The organism is Pseudomonas sp. DCB_AW, assembly GCF_026240895.1.
GTDB classification, from domain to species: Bacteria; Pseudomonadota; Gammaproteobacteria; order Pseudomonadales; family Pseudomonadaceae; genus Aquipseudomonas; species Aquipseudomonas kermanshahensis.
In genome coordinates, this window is sequence record NZ_JAPFCE010000004.1 from 1 (window position 1) to 15,348 (window position 15,348).

A 15,348-nucleotide genomic window follows, 5' to 3' on the forward strand; every position below is an offset into this window, starting at 1 on the left:
AGCCCCAAGATTTCAGCAAACCCCATAGATTGCTGGGGCCGCTGCGCAGCCCTTTCGCGACGCAAGGCCGCTCCTACACAACCCGCATCTCTGCTGGTACGGAATATGCGTTGTTTCTTGTGCGATACAGCAATCGCCTCAATAGGAAGAGAGAGAACAATAACTATGAATGCTGCACTTAAATCCTTCGCCCCCAGCGCACTCGCGTTGCTGCTGATCCTGCCGACCGCCGTTTCCGCCAAAGAAGCCGAAACCCAACAGAAGCTGGCCAACGTGGTCATCCTCGCCACCGGCGGCACCATTGCCGGTGCGGGCGCCAGCGCGGCCAACAGCGCCACCTACCAAGCGGCCAAACTGGGCGTCGACAAGCTCATCGCCGGTGTGCCCGAGCTGGCCGACCTGGCCAACGTGCGCGGTGAACAGGTGATGCAGATCGCCTCCGAGAGCATCACCAACGAAGACCTGCTGAAACTGGGCAAGCGCGTCGCCGAATTGGCCGACAGCAACGACGTCGACGGCATCGTCATCACCCACGGCACCGACACCCTGGAAGAGACCGCCTTCTTCCTTAACCTGGTGGAAAAAACCGACAAGCCAATCGTGGTGGTCGGCTCGATGCGCCCTGGCACCGCCATGTCGGCAGACGGCATGCTCAACCTGTACAACGCCGTGGCCGTGGCCAGCGACAAGCAGTCGCGTGGCAAGGGCGTGCTGGTGACCATGAACGATGAGATCCAGTCTGGCCGCGATGTCAGCAAGTCGGTCAACATCAAGACCGAAGCGTTCAAGAGCGCCTGGGGCCCAATGGGCATGGTCGTTGAAGGTAAATCCTACTGGTTCCGCCTGCCGGCCAAGCGCCATACGGTCAATTCGGAATTCGACATCAAGCAGATCAGCAGCCTGCCGGCCGTGGACATCGCCTACGGCTACGGCAACGTGACCGACACCGCCTACAAGGCACTGGCGCAGAATGGCGCCAAGGCGATCATCCATGCCGGTACCGGCAATGGCTCGGTGTCGTCGCGGGTAGTCCCGGCGCTGCAAGAACTGCGCAAGAACGGCGTGCAGATCATCCGTTCGTCCCACGTCAACCAAGGCGGTTTCGTGCTGCGTAACGCCGAGCAGCCGGACGACAAGAACGATTGGGTCGTGGCCCATGACCTGAACCCACAAAAAGCCCGCATCCTGGCCATGGTCGCAATGACCAAGACCCAGGACAGCAAAGAGCTGCAGCGGATTTTCTGGGAATACTGAGTGCTGTGATGCCAAGGCCGGTGCACGGGTTGCACCGGCCCTCCCCCGCAGCCCGGCCTACGGCTCGATGCGTTTGAGCTCGTTCAACAACCCCATCAGTTGCGCCAACTTGTCTTCGCCGAACTGCGCCTGGATCTTGCGGTAGTTGGCCTCCATGCCCTCGCGCATCGACTCGAAACAGGCCTCGCCGCGTTCGGTGAGGGTCACGAACACGCGCCGCGCGTCCTGCGCGGCCTTCTGCCGGCGCACCAGGCCATCGCGCTCCAAACGGCTCAACACCCCGGTCATGCTCGGTTTGAGGATGCACGCCAGGTGGGCGAGCTGGTAGCTCTCCAACTCACCTTGCTGGCTAAGAATACGAATGACTCGCCACTGTTGCTCGGTCAGGTCGTGTTCGTTCAGCAACGGTCTGAAAAATGCCATTGCGGCTTCCCGGGCCTGCAGCAGGCTCAATGTCAGCGAGGGTTGCGTCTTGGTCATGTGGGCGCCTGTGTTTGGGGTACGACTGGCAAGATTAGGGGCATAGGCAAAAAGGGACAAGACGCCTGGAAAGTGCAAGCTCTTCCATGGAAAACCCATTCAAGGCCGCCCGCCAAGCTGCGACCATCCGGATCAAACAACAACGACGCGATCCGGGCGGTACGCCATGGCCCTCTCACAACAACTCCGCTTGCCGCTGGCGGTATTCGCCGGGCGTGAGCTTGGCGTAACGGTTAAAGAACCGGCTGAAATAGGCCGGGTCCTTGAAGCCCAGCTGGTAGCAGATTTCGTTTGCCGTGCTGCCGGAGAACAACAGCAGGCGCTTGGCTTCCTGCATCACGCGTTCAAGCACCAGGCGCTTGGACGGCAAGTCGGCGATGCGCCGGCACACATCGTTCAGCCGCGCCTCGGTCACGCCGATCTGCTGCGCATAGCGCGCCAGGGGCCAGTGCTCAAGGTAATGCGCTTCGATCAGTGCGTTGAAGCGGTGGAAGATTTTCAGGTCTTCGTGCCTGGCCGGCGTGGCCTCGCGCGAGTTGGGGCACAGCCGCAGCAAGCTGATCATGATCAGCCGGGTCAGCGACTGCAGCGCCGCATCGCGCCCCGGATGAGGCGTGGCAACTTCGTCGCTGAGCGCTTCCAGCCAGCGTTCGAGCCTGCGCGCCTCGGCCTTGTACGCGGCCGGCACCTTGGCCAGGGCAACGCAGGCAGGCCGCACCTGCACCCCGGCTGGCAACAGGCTGGCGTCGGCTTCGATCAGTTGCCAGACCAGTTGCTGACGCACCGTCAGCACATGACCGTCGCTGTCTGGCTCGGTGACGAAGGCATGCGCCACCGTCGGCGGCGTCAGGAAGAACATCGGCCCGGCCTCGATGTACTGCTGATCATCCAGGTACACCCGCACCGTACCGGACTTCACGTAATGCACCTGGAAAAACCGGTCGTGCCGGTGCACGGGCATGTTGCGCCCGAAAAACCCGGCAAGGTTGCCCAGCCGGTCGTAGTGCACCTCGCTGTCGCTGTAGCGCTGGTCATAGACCTGGCCGATGTTGATGTTCGGAATGGGATGCCGATCACTCATGACTGCTTACCCGCAAAGCGCTTGCCCGTATTGACGATCACCCATGGTGCCCCGGCTGCTTGGCAGATGCCACTGAGTGAAGCCTTGACCTTCGTTAACATATTAACTATAACATTAACACATTAACAATCTCGGCAGGACGACCCTCGCCCTGCACCGCCTGGAGAAAAGCATGAGCCATGCCCTGCATGACGTTGCGACCGGCACCCTGTTCGGCGTTGCGCTGAACTACCAGGGTCTGCTGCAGCAGCACGAAGCGGCGTTTCACGAAGCGCCCTACACACAACCGCCCGTCAAGCCGGTGCTGTTCGTCAAGACGCCCAACACCCGCAACCACCATGAAGGCAACCTGGTGTTTCCGGCCGGTGTCGAGCGCCTGCAACCGGGCCCTGCCCTGGGCGTGGTGATCGGCAAGGACGCCAGCCGGGTCAGCGCCGAAGACGCGCTGGGCTACGTGGCGGGCTACACCATCGTCAACGAAGTCAGCCTGCCTGAGACCAGCTACTACCGCCCTGCGGTCAAGGCCAAGTGCCGCGATGGCTTCTGCCCGGTCGGCCCCACCCTGGTACCGGCAGCACAGGTGGCCAACCCCGACGCCCTGGGCCTGCGCCTGCGGGTCAACGGTGAAGTGCGCCAGCAGAACACCACCGCCAACTGCGTGCGCACGGTTGCCCAGCTGATCGCCGAGATCAGCGAATTCATGACCCTGCATGCGGGCGACATCCTCATTACCGGCACCCCCGAGGGGCGCGTCGATGTGCAGCCAGGCGACCGCGTCGATGTCGAGATCGATGGCCTGGGCACGCTCACCAACCACATCGTCGCCGAATGAGGATTGCTCCTGTGAAACACGCCCGTATCCAGTTCGACGGCCAGGTCCATAACGTCACCGTCGAAGACGACCACCTGCGCCTGGCCGACGGCCGCCTGGTGCATGAAGACCAGGTGACCTGGCTGCCACCGGCCACCGGCAGCATGTTCGCCCTGGGCCTGAACTACGCCGACCACGCCGCGGAACTCGCCTTCACGCCGCCCACCGAGCCGCTGGCGTTCATCAAGTCGCCGGGCACCTACACCGGCCACAAGCAGGTCACCTGGCGCCCGGACAACGTCGCCTACATGCACTACGAGTGCGAGCTGGTGGCGGTGATCGGCAAGCAGGCACGTAACGTCAAGCGCGAAGACGCCCTGCAGTACCTGGCCGGCTACACCGTGTGCAACGACTACGCCATCCGCGACTACCTGGAAAACTACTACCGCCCCAACCTGCGGGTGAAAAACCGCGACGCCACCACCCCGGTCGGCCCGTGGATCGTCGATGCGGCCGACGTGCCAGACCCGTCCAACCTGAAGCTGCGCACCTGGATCAACGGTGAGCTGAAACAGGAAGGCAGCACCTCGGACATGATTTTCGACATCCCTTACCTGATCGAATATTTCTCCAGCTTCATGACCCTGCAACCGGGCGACATGATCGCCACCGGCACCCCAGAAGGCCTGGCCGACGTAGTGCCAGGCGATGAAGTGGTGGTGGAAGTGGAAGGCGTCGGTCGCCTGGTCAACCGCATCGTCAGCGAAGCTGACTTCTTCAAGAACAACAAGGCATGAGCAGCATGATCAAGCACTGGATCAACGGCCGTGAGGTCGAGAGTAAAGACACCTTCGTCAACTACAACCCAGCCACCGGTGACGCGATTTGCGAAGTCGCCAGCGGCGGTGCCGAAGAGGTCGCGCAGGCGGTTGCGGCGGCCAAGGAAGCCTTCCCGAAATGGGCCAACACCCCAGCCAAGGAACGTGCCCGTCTGATGCGCAAGCTGGGCGAACTGATCGACCAGAACGTGCCGAAACTGGCCGAGCTGGAAACCCTCGATACCGGCCTGCCGATCCACCAGACCAAGAACGTGCTGATCCCGCGTGCCTCGCACAACTTCGACTTCTTCGCCGAAGTGTGCACCCGCATGGATGGCCACACCTACCCGGTCGACGACCAGATGCTCAACTACACCCTGTACCAGCCGGTGGGTGTGTGCGGCCTGGTAAGCCCCTGGAACGTGCCGTTCATGACGGCCACCTGGAAGACTGCGCCGTGCCTGGCCCTGGGCAACACCGCCGTCTTGAAAATGAGCGAATTGTCGCCGCTGACTGCCAACGAACTCGGCCGCCTGGCCGTTGAGGCCGGCATCCCCAACGGCGTGCTCAACGTGATCCAGGGCTACGGCGCCACCGCCGGCGATGCGCTGGTGCGTCACCCCGATGTGCGTGCGATTTCCTTTACCGGCGGCACCGCCACCGGCAAGAAGATCATGCAGACCGCCGGCCTTAAAAAATACTCGATGGAGCTGGGTGGCAAGTCGCCGGTGGTGATCTTCGAAGACGCCGACCTGGAACGCGCCCTGGATGCAGCGCTGTTCACCATCTTCTCGCTCAATGGCGAGCGCTGCACGGCCGGCAGCCGCATTTTCATCCAGGAAAGCGTTTACCCGCAGTTCGTCGCCGAGTTCGCCGCCCGCGCCCAGCGCCTGATCGTGGGTGACCCGACCGACCCGAAAACGCAAGTAGGCTCGATGATCACCCAGCAGCACTATGACAAGGTCACCGGGTATATCCGCATCGGCATCGAAGAAGGCGCACGCCTGGTTGCCGGCGGCCTGGAGCGCCCGGCCAACCTACCGGCGCACTTGGCCAAGGGGCAGTTCATCCAGCCCACCGTGTTCGCCGACGTGAACAACAGCATGCGCATCGCCCAGGAAGAAATCTTCGGCCCAGTGGTGTGCCTGATCCCGTTCAAGGACGAGGCCGAAGCACTGCAACTGGCCAACGACACCGAATACGGCCTGGCCTCGTACATCTGGACCCAGGACATCGGCAAGGCGCACCGCCTGGCGCGTGGCATCGAAGCTGGCATGGTCTTCATCAACAGCCAGAACGTGCGCGACCTGCGCCAGCCGTTCGGCGGCGTGAAAGGCTCAGGCACCGGGCGTGAAGGTGGGCAATACAGCTTCGAAGTGTTCGCCGAGATCAAGAACGTGTGCATTTCCATGGGCAGCCACCACATCCCGCGCTGGGGTGTATAAAACCGTCTCGATCAAGCGGGTAACCCTGTGGGAGCCCACGGTGCATGGCACGGGCTGCGCCCGTGTTCGCGGGCAGGCCCGCTCCCACAGGCTTCTACACCCTAACAACATCCTCTTACCGGAGATTTCCATGGGCAAACTCGCTCTCGCTGCCAAGATTACCCATGTACCGTCCATGTACCTGTCCGAGCTGCCTGGCCCGCGTCAGGGCTTTCGGCAAGCCGCCATCGACGGGCACTACGAGATCAGCCGACGCTGCCGTGAGCTCGGGGTCGACACGATTGTCGTGTTCGACACCCACTGGTTGGTCAATGCCAACTACCACGTGCTCTGCGGCCCGCATTTCAAGGGCGTCTACACCAGCAACGAACTGCCGCACTTCATCAGCAACATGGAATACGAGTTCCCGGGCAACACTGCACTCGGCCAACTGCTGGCAGCCGAATGCAACCGCTTCAACGTCGAGACCATGGCCCACCACGCCACCACCCTGGGCCCTGAGTACGGCACCCTGGTGCCGATGCGCTACATGAACCAAGACCAGCACTTCAAGGTGGTTTCGGTCTCGGCGCTGTGCACCTCCCACTACCTGGCCGACAGCGCCCGCCTCGGCTGGGCCATGCGCAAGGCCGTGGAAGAGCACTACGACGGCACCGTGGCGTTCCTGGCCAGTGGCTCGCTGTCACACCGCTTTGCGCAGAACGGCCAGGCGCCGGATTTCGCCACCAAGGTGTGGAGCCCGTTCCTCGAAACCCTGGACCACCGCGTGGTGAAGATGTGGGAGAACGCTGAATGGGAAGACTTCTGCGGCATGCTCCCCGAATACGCCGCCAAGGGCCACGGTGAAGGGTTCATGCATGACACCGCGATGCTGCTCGGTGCCCTGGGCTGGTCGAAGTACGACGGCAAGGCCGACGTGGTAACGCCCTACTTCGGCTCGTCGGGCACCGGCCAGATCAACGCGATCTTCCCGGTCACCCCGCAGGATGGTGCTGCCATCCCCGCCGCGCAGGCCGCCAACCCGGCCGCGGTGGTGTCCACCAGCCGCCTGTAGTTACGCTGCCTGGCCGCTCTGCCGGGCGGCCAGGCGTTTCTGCCAAGAGGATGCCCTTCATGCCACACCTGGTTCTGCTCTACACCCCCGACCTGGAAACAGACGCCGACATCCCGGGCCTGTGCCGTGCCCTGGCCAACACCATGCTCGAACAGCGCGATGCCGCCGGCAAGGCCGTATTCCCCACCGGCGGTACCCGCGTGCTGGCCTACCCCGCCGCGCACTGCGCAGTGGCGGATGGCAACGGCGACTATGGCTTTTTGTACGCCAACCTGCGGATGGCCAACGGCCGCTCCGCGGAGGTTCACAAAGCGGTCGGCGACAGCCTGTTGCACGTGCTCAAACAGCGCCTGGACGCGCTGCTCCAGCAACGCCCCATCGGCATCACCCTGCAGATCGACGAGAGCAACGCGCAGGTCTACGACGCCAAGCACAGCACCCTGCACCCGCTGTTCAACAAACCGGCCTGAGCCAACGGCCGACACCTTTCACCGTCTCATCACACAACAAGTACAACAAATATGAGCACACTCGAGCACGCTTCGCGCAGTACGGCGCAAGCCACACTCATGGACAGTACACACCGGGCCGTCACCTGGCGGCTGATGCCGTTGCTGCTGGTGTGTTACCTGTTCGCCCACCTGGACCGCATCAACATCGGCTTCGCCAAGATGCAGATGAGCCAGGACCTGCACCTGTCCGACACGGTCTACGGGCTGGGTGCCGGGCTGTTTTTCATCGCCTATGCGTTGTTTGGCGTACCCAGCAACCTGATGCTCGACCGCGTCGGCCCGCGCCGCTGGATCGCCAGCCTGATGGTGGTGTGGGGCACACTGTCGACCTGCATGCTGCTGATCGAGAGCAGCAGCGCGTTCTACCTGCTGCGGTTTGCCCTTGGCGCGGCGGAAGCCGGGTTTTTCCCAGGCATTCTGGTGTACCTCAACCGCTGGTACCCCGCGGGCCGCCGTGCCCAGGTCACGGCATTGTTCGCCATTGCCGTGCCGCTGGCAGGCGTGGTCGGCGGGCCGCTGTCGGGCAGCATTCTGGCGTTCATGCATGACGCTGCGGGCCTGCGTGGCTGGCAGTGGATGTTCCTGATCGAAGGCGCCCCGGTGATCCTGCTCGGCCTGGTGGTACTGGCGGTCCTGCCCGAGCGTTTCGAGCAGGTGGCCTGGCTCGACGCGCAGCAAAAAGCCGCCCTGCGCGCCCAGTTCGGCCAGGAAGAACAGCGCAAGCCGGTCACCTCGTTCGCCGGCATCCTCGCCAGCCCTGCCGTATGGCTGCTGGTGGCGGTGTACTGCGCAGTCATGCTGGCGGTGAACACGCTGGCGTTCTGGATGCCCAGCCTGATCCACACCGCCGGCATCGGCAGCGACGCCAGTGTCGGCCTGCTCAGCGCCGTGCCGTACCTGGCCGGCTGCGTGTTCATGCTGGCCTGCGGACGCTCGTCCGACCGCCACCGCGAGCGCCGTTGGCACCTGTCCATCCCCCTGCTGATGGCCGCGGCCGGTATCGCGATCGCTGCCCTCGCGCCCAACCAGGCACTGCCCGTATTGGCCGGCCTGGTGCTGGCAGGCATGGGGGCGAGCGCCGCCCTGCCGATGTTCTGGCAACTGCCTACGGCGTTTCTCAATGACCGCACCCAGGCTGCCGGCATCGCCCTGATCAGCTCGCTGGGCAGCATCGCCTCGTTTGCCACGCCCTATTTCATCGGCTGGGTCCGCGACACCACGCAAAGCGCCAGCCTCGCGCTGTATGTGCTGGCTGCGTTCATCACCCTCGGCGGCCTGCTGGTGCTGCGTACCCGCGCCGCCATCGTCAACCCTTGAACCTTGAGACTTCAACCATGCTCGATAACGCATTCATCCAACAGGCCGCCGAGCGGCTCGACCAGGCCGAGCGCTCGCGCGAACAGGTGCGCCAGTTCTCGCTCGACCAGCCTGCCATCACTATCGAAGATGCCTACGCCATCCAGCGTGCCTGGGTGGCCAAGAAGCTCGCCGCCGGGCGCAAGCTGGTCGGCCACAAGATCGGCCTGACCTCACGCGCCATGCAGGTCTCGTCGAACATTACCGAGCCTGACTACGGCGCGCTGCTGGACGACATGCTGTTCGATGAAGGCAGCGACATTCCGTTTGAGCGTTTCATCGTGCCGCGCGTCGAGGTCGAGCTGGCCTTCATTCTCGGCAAGCCGCTCAAGGGCCCGAATGTGACGGTGTTCGACGTGTTGGACGCCACCGAGTGGGTCATCCCGGCGCTGGAAATCATCGACGCGCGCATTCAACAGGTCGACCCGCAGACCCAGGCCACGCGCAAAGTGTTCGACACCATTTCCGACAACGCCGCCAACGCCGGCGTCGTCATGGGCGGGCGCGCAGTACGCCCCACCGAGATCGACCTGCGCAAGGTGCCGGCCGTGCTTTACCGCAACGGTGTGATCGAAGAGTCCGGGGTCAGCGCCGCGGTGCTCAACCACCCGGCCAAGGGTGTCGCGTGGCTGGCCAACAAGCTGGCCGCGTACGACGTCACCCTGCAGCCGGGCCAGATCATCCTCGGTGGCTCCTTCACTCGCCCAGTAGCCGCACGGCCTGGCGACACCTTCCACGTCGACTATGACCTGCTCGGCTCGATTGCCTGCCGTTTCGTTTGAGGACTTGCCCATGGACATGCCCGTCAACCGCTTCAAACAACGCCTGCGCAGTGGCGAGCCGCAGATTGGCCTGTGGCTCGGCCTGGCCGATGCATACTGCGCGGAGCTGGCGGCCAATGCCGGCTTCGACTGGTTGCTGATTGACGGCGAGCACGCGCCGAACGACCTGCGCGGCATGCTCGCGCAGTTGCAGGCGGTGGCGCCCTACCCGAGCCAGGCGGTAATTCGCCCGGTCATTGGTGACACAGCGTTGATCAAGCAAGTTCTGGATATCGGCGCGCAGACCCTGCTGGTACCCATGGTGGAAACCGCCGCCCAAGCACGCCAGCTGGTGCAGGCCATGCAGTACCCGCCCAAGGGTATACGCGGCGTGGGCAGCGCTCTGGCGCGAGCGTCGCGCTGGAACAGCATCCCGGGTTACCTCGACCAAGCCGACGCGCAGATGTGCTTGCTGGTGCAGATCGAGAACAAACAAGGGCTGGCCAACCTGGATGAGATCGTTGCGGTCGAGGGCGTCGATGGCGTGTTCATCGGCCCGGCCGACCTGAGCGCCGCCATGGGCCACCGCGGCAACCCTGGGCACCCTGAGGTGCAGGCAGCCATCGAGGACGCGATCGTGCGCATCGGCAAGGCAGGCAAAGCGGCGGGTATTCTCAGTGCGGACGAGACGCTGGCGCGGCGCTACATCGCCTTGGGCGCGGCGTTTGTGGCGGTGGGGGTGGATACCACGGTGCTGATGCGTGGGCTGCAGGATCTGGCGGGGAAGTTCAAAGGTACGTCGGCGTCGGTGAGTGACGGGGGCGGGGTTTACTGAACAGCAATGGGGCTGCTTTGCATGCTTTGCAGCCCTTTCGCGAGCAAGCTCGCTCCTACAGGGACCGCTTGATCCCTGGGGCGATGGGCCGCAAAGCGGCCCCTGGTTATCAACAGCTCACATCTGAATGATCGCCTTCAACACCGTCTTGAAGGTATCCAACTGCTCTTCACTGAACTGCCCAAACACCTTGTCCTGCTGCTCCCTGGCAATGGTCCACAGCGCCTCGGTCTCATCCACACCTTTCACCGAAAGCCGCACCCGCCCCTCATCGTCAGCAATCAGGCCCTTGCGCTTGAGGTTGGCAACCGCTTCCTCGATCTCACGCGCAGGCATCGCCACTTCGCGCTGCAGGTCGTTGAGGCTGAGCCCGGCATCGTTCTCCAGCACCATCAACATGCGCGCCTCACTGGTACGCAACCCGGTGCTCAGTTGACGTGGCTGGTAATCACCCTGGTAGGCACGCAACGCCTGGGTCATCAGGTAGTACAGGTTGTGCTGCAGGCGGCCCTGGAAGTGGCTGCTCGGCGCCTGGCCCTCTGCACGCTGGGTCATGCGCGTGTGGGGCAGCACCATCGAATAGGCGCCTTGGTGGTACAGCAACGGCGAGCGGCCGAAGTCATCGAACGCCACCACCTTGCCCACCAGAATCCAGTGGTCGCCGCCGTCCAATTGCTGAAACTTCTCACACTGGAAGCGCGCCGAGCAGTCAGCCAACAGCGGTGCGCCACCCGCCCCTTGCTGGTAATCGATGCCTGCGAACCGATCGTCCTTGGGCCGCGCGAAGTTGTTGGACAGCTCGATCTGGTCCGCCGCCAGAATGTTCACGGCGAAGTGCGACGCTTCTTCGAATACTTCATGGCTGGTAGAACGTTTGTCGATGCTCCACAGGATCAACGCAGGCTCCAGCGAGACCGAGTTGAAGCTGTTGGCGGTGACGCCAACCTTACGCCCGCTGGCGCCAGCGGCGGTGACTACGGTGACGCCGGTGGCGAAGTTGCCCAGCGCGCGGCGGAAGGCTCGGCTATCGAAGGCCGTGGTGTTTTCAGTGGACATGCAAGACTCCCGGGCAGGCCAAGGGCCCGCCCTGTTTGTTGTTGTGGTTGTAAGGGGAATTGACCCGCGCGCGGGTCAGACCATCGCCGGATCAGGCTCCAGGCCCATCAGTTCGCGGCCGAGGATCTGCGCGCATACGTCATAGTCGGTGTAGGCGTGGGCACCGGTCAGGTGCGCATCACGGAACAGCCGCTGCATCTCGTTGCTTTCAAACCAGGCGCCGCCGCCGGACGCTTCCATCAGCCGGTCTACCGCCTGGATACACATCTTCACGGCATAACCCTGGTTGGTCCGCCAGAACGCCAGCGTGGCGCGTGTGGGGTATTCGTGGCGCTCGCTGTACTCGGCGATTTCATCCCAGCTTTTTTCCAGCAGGGCACGGGCGGCGGCCACTTGATGGGTGGACTCGGCCAGGCGCATCAGCGCAGGGGTTGCAGCCCCCACTGCGGCGCCGGTGTAGGCACGTACGCGGTTGCGGGTTTTCTCGCGGAACACCTCCAGCATGCGCTCGGCGACACCGAGGCTGACGGTGGAAAAACCACTGGCGAAATACGGGCGGTACGGGGCGAAGAAGATCTTGCTGTCTGGGTACAGACCAAAGCCTGCCGACTTGCCTTCCATCATGTCCTTGGCCTTCTGGATGCGGTGCTCCGGCACGAAGGCATCACGCACGATCAAGGTCTTGCTGCCGCTGCCGCGCATGCCCACGGCATACCAGTCATCACGGATTTCGTAGTCGCTGCGCGGCAGAACGGCAAAGCAGTAGTCCTGCGTACCTTCGGCATTCTTGCGGCGGAACCCCATGATCGCCCACTCGGCATGGTCACAGCCGGAACTCCAGCCCATTTCGCCGCTGAAGGTCACGCCGCCTTCGACTTCCTCGGTACGGCCAAAGGGCGCGATGCTGCTGCTGGCCGTGGCATCCGGGTTGGTTTGCCAGACTTCCTGCTGCAGCGTGGGCGAGAACATCGCCATCTGATGGCTGTGGGTGCACAGCAGGCTCATGGCCCACGCGGTGCTGGCGCAGGCGCCTGCCAGCAAGGCGATGCACTGGGCAAACTGCGGCAGCGAGATCTCCATGCCGCCATAGTGTTTAGGCAAAAAGGCACGGTGCATGCCGATGCTCTTGAGCAGCGCGATATTCTCTGCCGGGACACTGCGATCTTGCTCTGCACGCACCGCATTCGCAGCAATTGTCGGCAGGATCGACTTGAGGTCTTCCAGTAGGGGATTTGGCTTTTTCATGAACGGTCTCTTTATTATTGGAGAGTCAGCTGCGGCTGCGCACGCCCTGTGGCGCAGGCGTTACGGTGCTGTGGCACAGCCGGCAAGTCGGTAAAGACGCGTTCAGTATGTGAGGTGCGAGTGCGCCTCGAAATGCACGTTACGGCGGGAAAATTGCACTTTCCATGGTGTTGATCAACCGAGGTGCGGTGGGCTCTGGCGGGTCACGGTTTGATCTTTTTCATTTCGTTGAGCAGCTGCATCAGTTGCTGCAGTTTGTCTTCGCCGAACTGGCTGAGGATCCGTTCATAGTTGCGGGCCATTTCCTCGCTCATGGCCATGAACGCCTGCTGCCCCTTGTCGGTCAGGCTGATGAACACCCGGCGCTGATCTTCTGGCGACTTGCGCCGGGCGACGACCCCATCGCGCTCGAGCCGCTTGAGCACACCGCTCATGCTGGGCTTGAGGATGCAGGCAAGCTCGGCAAGCTGATGGCTTTCCAGCTCGCCTTGCTGGTGCAGGATACGAATCACCCGCCACTGCTGTTCGGTCAGGTCATGGGCATTCAATGCCGGCCGAAAGAACGCCATCGTGGCTTCGCGAGCCTGCAACAGGGTAAGGGTCAGAGAGGGTCTTGGTGTGGTCATGCGTGCCCGAGCATCATGGAAAGTGGCGAGCAGGCCAGTATGCCAGCACGGGCTCATTAATACATTAACCAATCAGCCGCTGGCAGCCCTGTTCAACCGCTGCCAGTGGCACTGGCAGGCTGGTTACACTCGCTGGCAGGCAAGGACAAGACACCCGCCGGTGGTCAGGCGCTCAATGGCCTCATGTGCCAGAGCGCTTGCCAAACGGCCCTATCACACTTCTATTCAGCAGGCGGCGTCATGATCACCCTCGAGAGCCCGACCTATTACTCCGCGACCAAAAAGTACAACCTGAACTTCCCCACGCTGGAACGTGACATCGACGCCGATGTCGTGGTCATCGGGGGCGGCTTTTCCGGCATCAACACCGCGCTGGAGCTGGCGGAAAAAGGCGTGACCAACATCGTCGTGCTCGAAGCGCGCTACCTGGGTTACGGCGGCACCGGGCGCAACGGCGGGCAGATCATGGCGGGCATCGGCCATGACCTTGAGAAGATCCGGCGCAGTGTCGGCGACAAGGGCCTGCAGGAGATCTTCGCGATCAGCGAACTGGGCGCCGGCATCATCAAGGCACGTATCGCCCGCTACGACATCGACGCCGACTTCTGCCACGGCTATGGCTACATGGGCTTCAACAGCCGCCAGGAAAAGACCCTGCGCGCCTGGGAAAAGCAATTCAAGGCTATCAACGCACGTGACGAGATCCGTTTTCTGGGCGGCTCGGAAGTGCGGCAGATCATCGGCAGCGACGCCTACAGCAGCGCCCTGCTGCACATGGGCGGTGGCCACGTGCATTCGCTCAACCTGCTGCTCGGCGAAGCCCAGGCCCTGGTCGGCCACGGTGCACGCATTTTCGAGCACAGCCCGGCACTGGAAGTGACCTACGGTGAGCGCATCAAAGTGCGTACCGGGCGCGGATCGGTGCGCGCCAGCAAGCTGCTGTGGGCCTGCGACAGCTTCCTCAACAAGCTGGAGCCCGAACTGCACAGCCGCACCATCAACACCTACGCCTTTCAGATGATGACCGAGCCGCTGCCGGAGGCGCTGATCGACCGCATCAGCCCGATCCGCGGTGCCTACAGCGATATCCGCCCGGTGATCGACTACTACCGGGTCACCCGCGAGAACCGCCTGCTGTTCGGCGCTGCCACATCCTGCATCGAACATATCCCGCTGGACCTCAAGGCGTGGAACCGTGCACTGATGCTGAAGATCTTTCCGTACCTCAAGGACGTGCGCATCGACCTGGCCTGGGGCGGCCCGATGGCCACCAGCGCCAACCTGTTCCCGCAGATCGGCACGCTGAGCAACCGCCCCAATGCGTTCTATGTGCAGGGCTATTCAGGCTTTGGCGTGACGCCTAGCCACATCATTTGCAAGATCCTCGCCGAAGGCATGCACGAAGGGTCCGCACGCTATGGCCTGCTCAGCTCGGTCAAGCATGCGCGAATCCTCGGCAAGGACCATTTCCGCCCGCTGCTGCTCACCGCCGGCAAGGCCGCGCACCAGCTGTCGGGCTATTTCAACGGCCGCCGTTGAACCTTTCCCTCTCATCACTGGAGCACTGCCATGACCCTCACCGCCGCCAAACAAGGCGTCCAACTGTCCGAACTCGACCCGTGGGGCAGCGTTGCTGACTTGGGCTCGGAGATTCTCGAAGGCGACGTCAACGCCTTCGGCAAGATGACCCACGGCGCGCCGACTGACCCGGTCAGCAGCGCCTACTTCGGCACCACGCGTGGCAAGTTCCGCATGGTCTACCCGTTCGACGAGCAGGCGGTGATCGTCACCGGCGAAATCCAGCTGACCGATGAATCCACGGGGCAAGTCACCCGCTTCAAGGCCGGTGATGCCTGGTTCGTCAGCAAAGGTACGCCGGTGCTGTGGGAGGTGCTGAGCGAATCGTTCGTCAAGCATTACCTGGCAGTGGCCTGAGGCTTGCCCCCGGATTGACACGACCTGGGTAGGAGCAGCCTTGTGCTGCGAAGAGGCCGGTGAAAACACAGTGAATCTT

Annotated in this window: 16 protein-coding genes; 11 read left to right on the forward strand and 5 right to left on the reverse strand. The window is 63.1% G+C overall.

Annotated features, from left to right (window positions below; translation table 11 throughout):
- Positions 1-165: 165 nt before the first annotated feature.
- Positions 166-1,254, forward strand: coding sequence for an asparaginase (locus tag OO306_RS04375; protein ID WP_027596135.1), 1,089 nt, complete (start codon positions 166-168; stop codon positions 1,252-1,254).
- Between the two features lie 57 nt (positions 1,255-1,311).
- Here OO306_RS04375 and hpaR (OO306_RS04380) read toward each other — a convergent pair whose 3' ends face one another.
- Both hpaR (OO306_RS04380) and hpaA read right to left on the reverse strand, forming a co-directional pair.
- A complete protein-coding gene (gene hpaR, locus OO306_RS04380) occupies positions 1,312-1,734 on the reverse strand; it encodes a homoprotocatechuate degradation operon regulator HpaR (RefSeq protein ID WP_265967860.1) in 423 nt (140 codons plus the stop codon).
- A 175-nt stretch (positions 1,735-1,909) separates the two neighbouring features.
- Complete coding sequence (hpaA, locus tag OO306_RS04385) at positions 1,910-2,815, reverse strand: 4-hydroxyphenylacetate catabolism regulatory protein HpaA (protein ID WP_027596133.1); 906 nt, start codon at positions 2,813-2,815, stop codon at positions 1,910-1,912.
- A gap of 172 nt (positions 2,816-2,987) precedes the next feature.
- Between hpaA and OO306_RS04390 the strand changes: the two genes are divergently transcribed.
- From OO306_RS04390 to hpaI, 8 genes are all read left to right on the forward strand, one after another.
- Complete coding sequence (locus OO306_RS04390) at positions 2,988-3,647, forward strand: fumarylacetoacetate hydrolase family protein (RefSeq protein ID WP_265967861.1); 660 nt, start codon at positions 2,988-2,990, stop codon at positions 3,645-3,647.
- Between the two features lie 11 nt (positions 3,648-3,658).
- Positions 3,659-4,423, forward strand: coding sequence for a fumarylacetoacetate hydrolase family protein (locus OO306_RS04395; RefSeq protein ID WP_027596131.1), 765 nt, complete (start codon positions 3,659-3,661; stop codon positions 4,421-4,423).
- 5 nt (positions 4,424-4,428) lie between these two features.
- Entirely contained in the window at positions 4,429-5,889 is a 1,461-nt protein-coding gene (gene hpaE / locus OO306_RS04400; RefSeq protein WP_265967926.1) for a 5-carboxymethyl-2-hydroxymuconate semialdehyde dehydrogenase, read from the forward strand.
- 130 nt (positions 5,890-6,019) lie between these two features.
- Positions 6,020-6,943 carry a 3,4-dihydroxyphenylacetate 2,3-dioxygenase gene (hpaD, locus tag OO306_RS04405; RefSeq protein WP_265967862.1) on the forward strand — a complete coding sequence of 308 codons (924 nt, stop codon included), beginning with the start codon at positions 6,020-6,022 and terminating at the stop codon, positions 6,941-6,943.
- 59 nt (positions 6,944-7,002) lie between these two features.
- On the forward strand, positions 7,003-7,413 hold the full coding sequence (locus OO306_RS04410) for a 5-carboxymethyl-2-hydroxymuconate isomerase (protein ID WP_265967863.1): 411 nt from the start codon (positions 7,003-7,005) through the stop codon (positions 7,411-7,413).
- 51 nt (positions 7,414-7,464) lie between these two features.
- Positions 7,465-8,772, forward strand: coding sequence for an MFS transporter (locus OO306_RS04415; RefSeq protein ID WP_027596127.1), 1,308 nt, complete (start codon positions 7,465-7,467; stop codon positions 8,770-8,772).
- A 17-nt stretch (positions 8,773-8,789) separates the two neighbouring features.
- Complete coding sequence (hpaH, locus tag OO306_RS04420; protein WP_027596126.1) at positions 8,790-9,593, forward strand: 2-oxo-hept-4-ene-1,7-dioate hydratase; 804 nt, start codon at positions 8,790-8,792, stop codon at positions 9,591-9,593.
- Positions 9,594-9,603: 10 nt separating this feature from the next.
- Positions 9,604-10,407: a 4-hydroxy-2-oxoheptanedioate aldolase gene (gene hpaI, locus OO306_RS04425; RefSeq protein WP_027596125.1), complete on the forward strand. Its 804-nt coding sequence runs from the start codon at positions 9,604-9,606 to the stop codon at positions 10,405-10,407.
- Between the two features lie 117 nt (positions 10,408-10,524).
- Here the strand turns inward: hpaI and OO306_RS04430 are convergent, their stop codons facing one another.
- The 3 genes from OO306_RS04430 to hpaR (OO306_RS04440) form a co-directional block, all read right to left on the reverse strand.
- Positions 10,525-11,463 carry a p-hydroxyphenylacetate 3-hydroxylase reductase component gene (locus OO306_RS04430; RefSeq protein ID WP_027596124.1) on the reverse strand — a complete coding sequence of 313 codons (939 nt, stop codon included), beginning with the start codon at positions 11,461-11,463 and terminating at the stop codon, positions 10,525-10,527.
- A gap of 75 nt (positions 11,464-11,538) precedes the next feature.
- Entirely contained in the window at positions 11,539-12,708 is a 1,170-nt protein-coding gene (locus OO306_RS04435) for a p-hydroxyphenylacetate 3-hydroxylase oxygenase component (protein ID WP_027596123.1), read from the reverse strand.
- A 203-nt stretch (positions 12,709-12,911) separates the two neighbouring features.
- The gene (gene hpaR / locus OO306_RS04440; RefSeq protein ID WP_085273095.1) at positions 12,912-13,334 is read right to left on the reverse strand and encodes a homoprotocatechuate degradation operon regulator HpaR; all 423 of its coding nucleotides are present in this window, start codon (positions 13,332-13,334) and stop codon (positions 12,912-12,914) included.
- Between the two features lie 240 nt (positions 13,335-13,574).
- Between hpaR (OO306_RS04440) and OO306_RS04445 the strand changes: the two genes are divergently transcribed.
- Positions 13,575-14,873: an FAD-binding oxidoreductase gene (locus tag OO306_RS04445; RefSeq protein ID WP_265967864.1), complete on the forward strand. Its 1,299-nt coding sequence runs from the start codon at positions 13,575-13,577 to the stop codon at positions 14,871-14,873.
- A gap of 30 nt (positions 14,874-14,903) precedes the next feature.
- Complete coding sequence (locus OO306_RS04450) at positions 14,904-15,269, forward strand: cupin domain-containing protein (RefSeq protein WP_027596120.1); 366 nt, start codon at positions 14,904-14,906, stop codon at positions 15,267-15,269.
- The last annotated feature ends 79 nt before the right edge of the window (positions 15,270-15,348 follow it).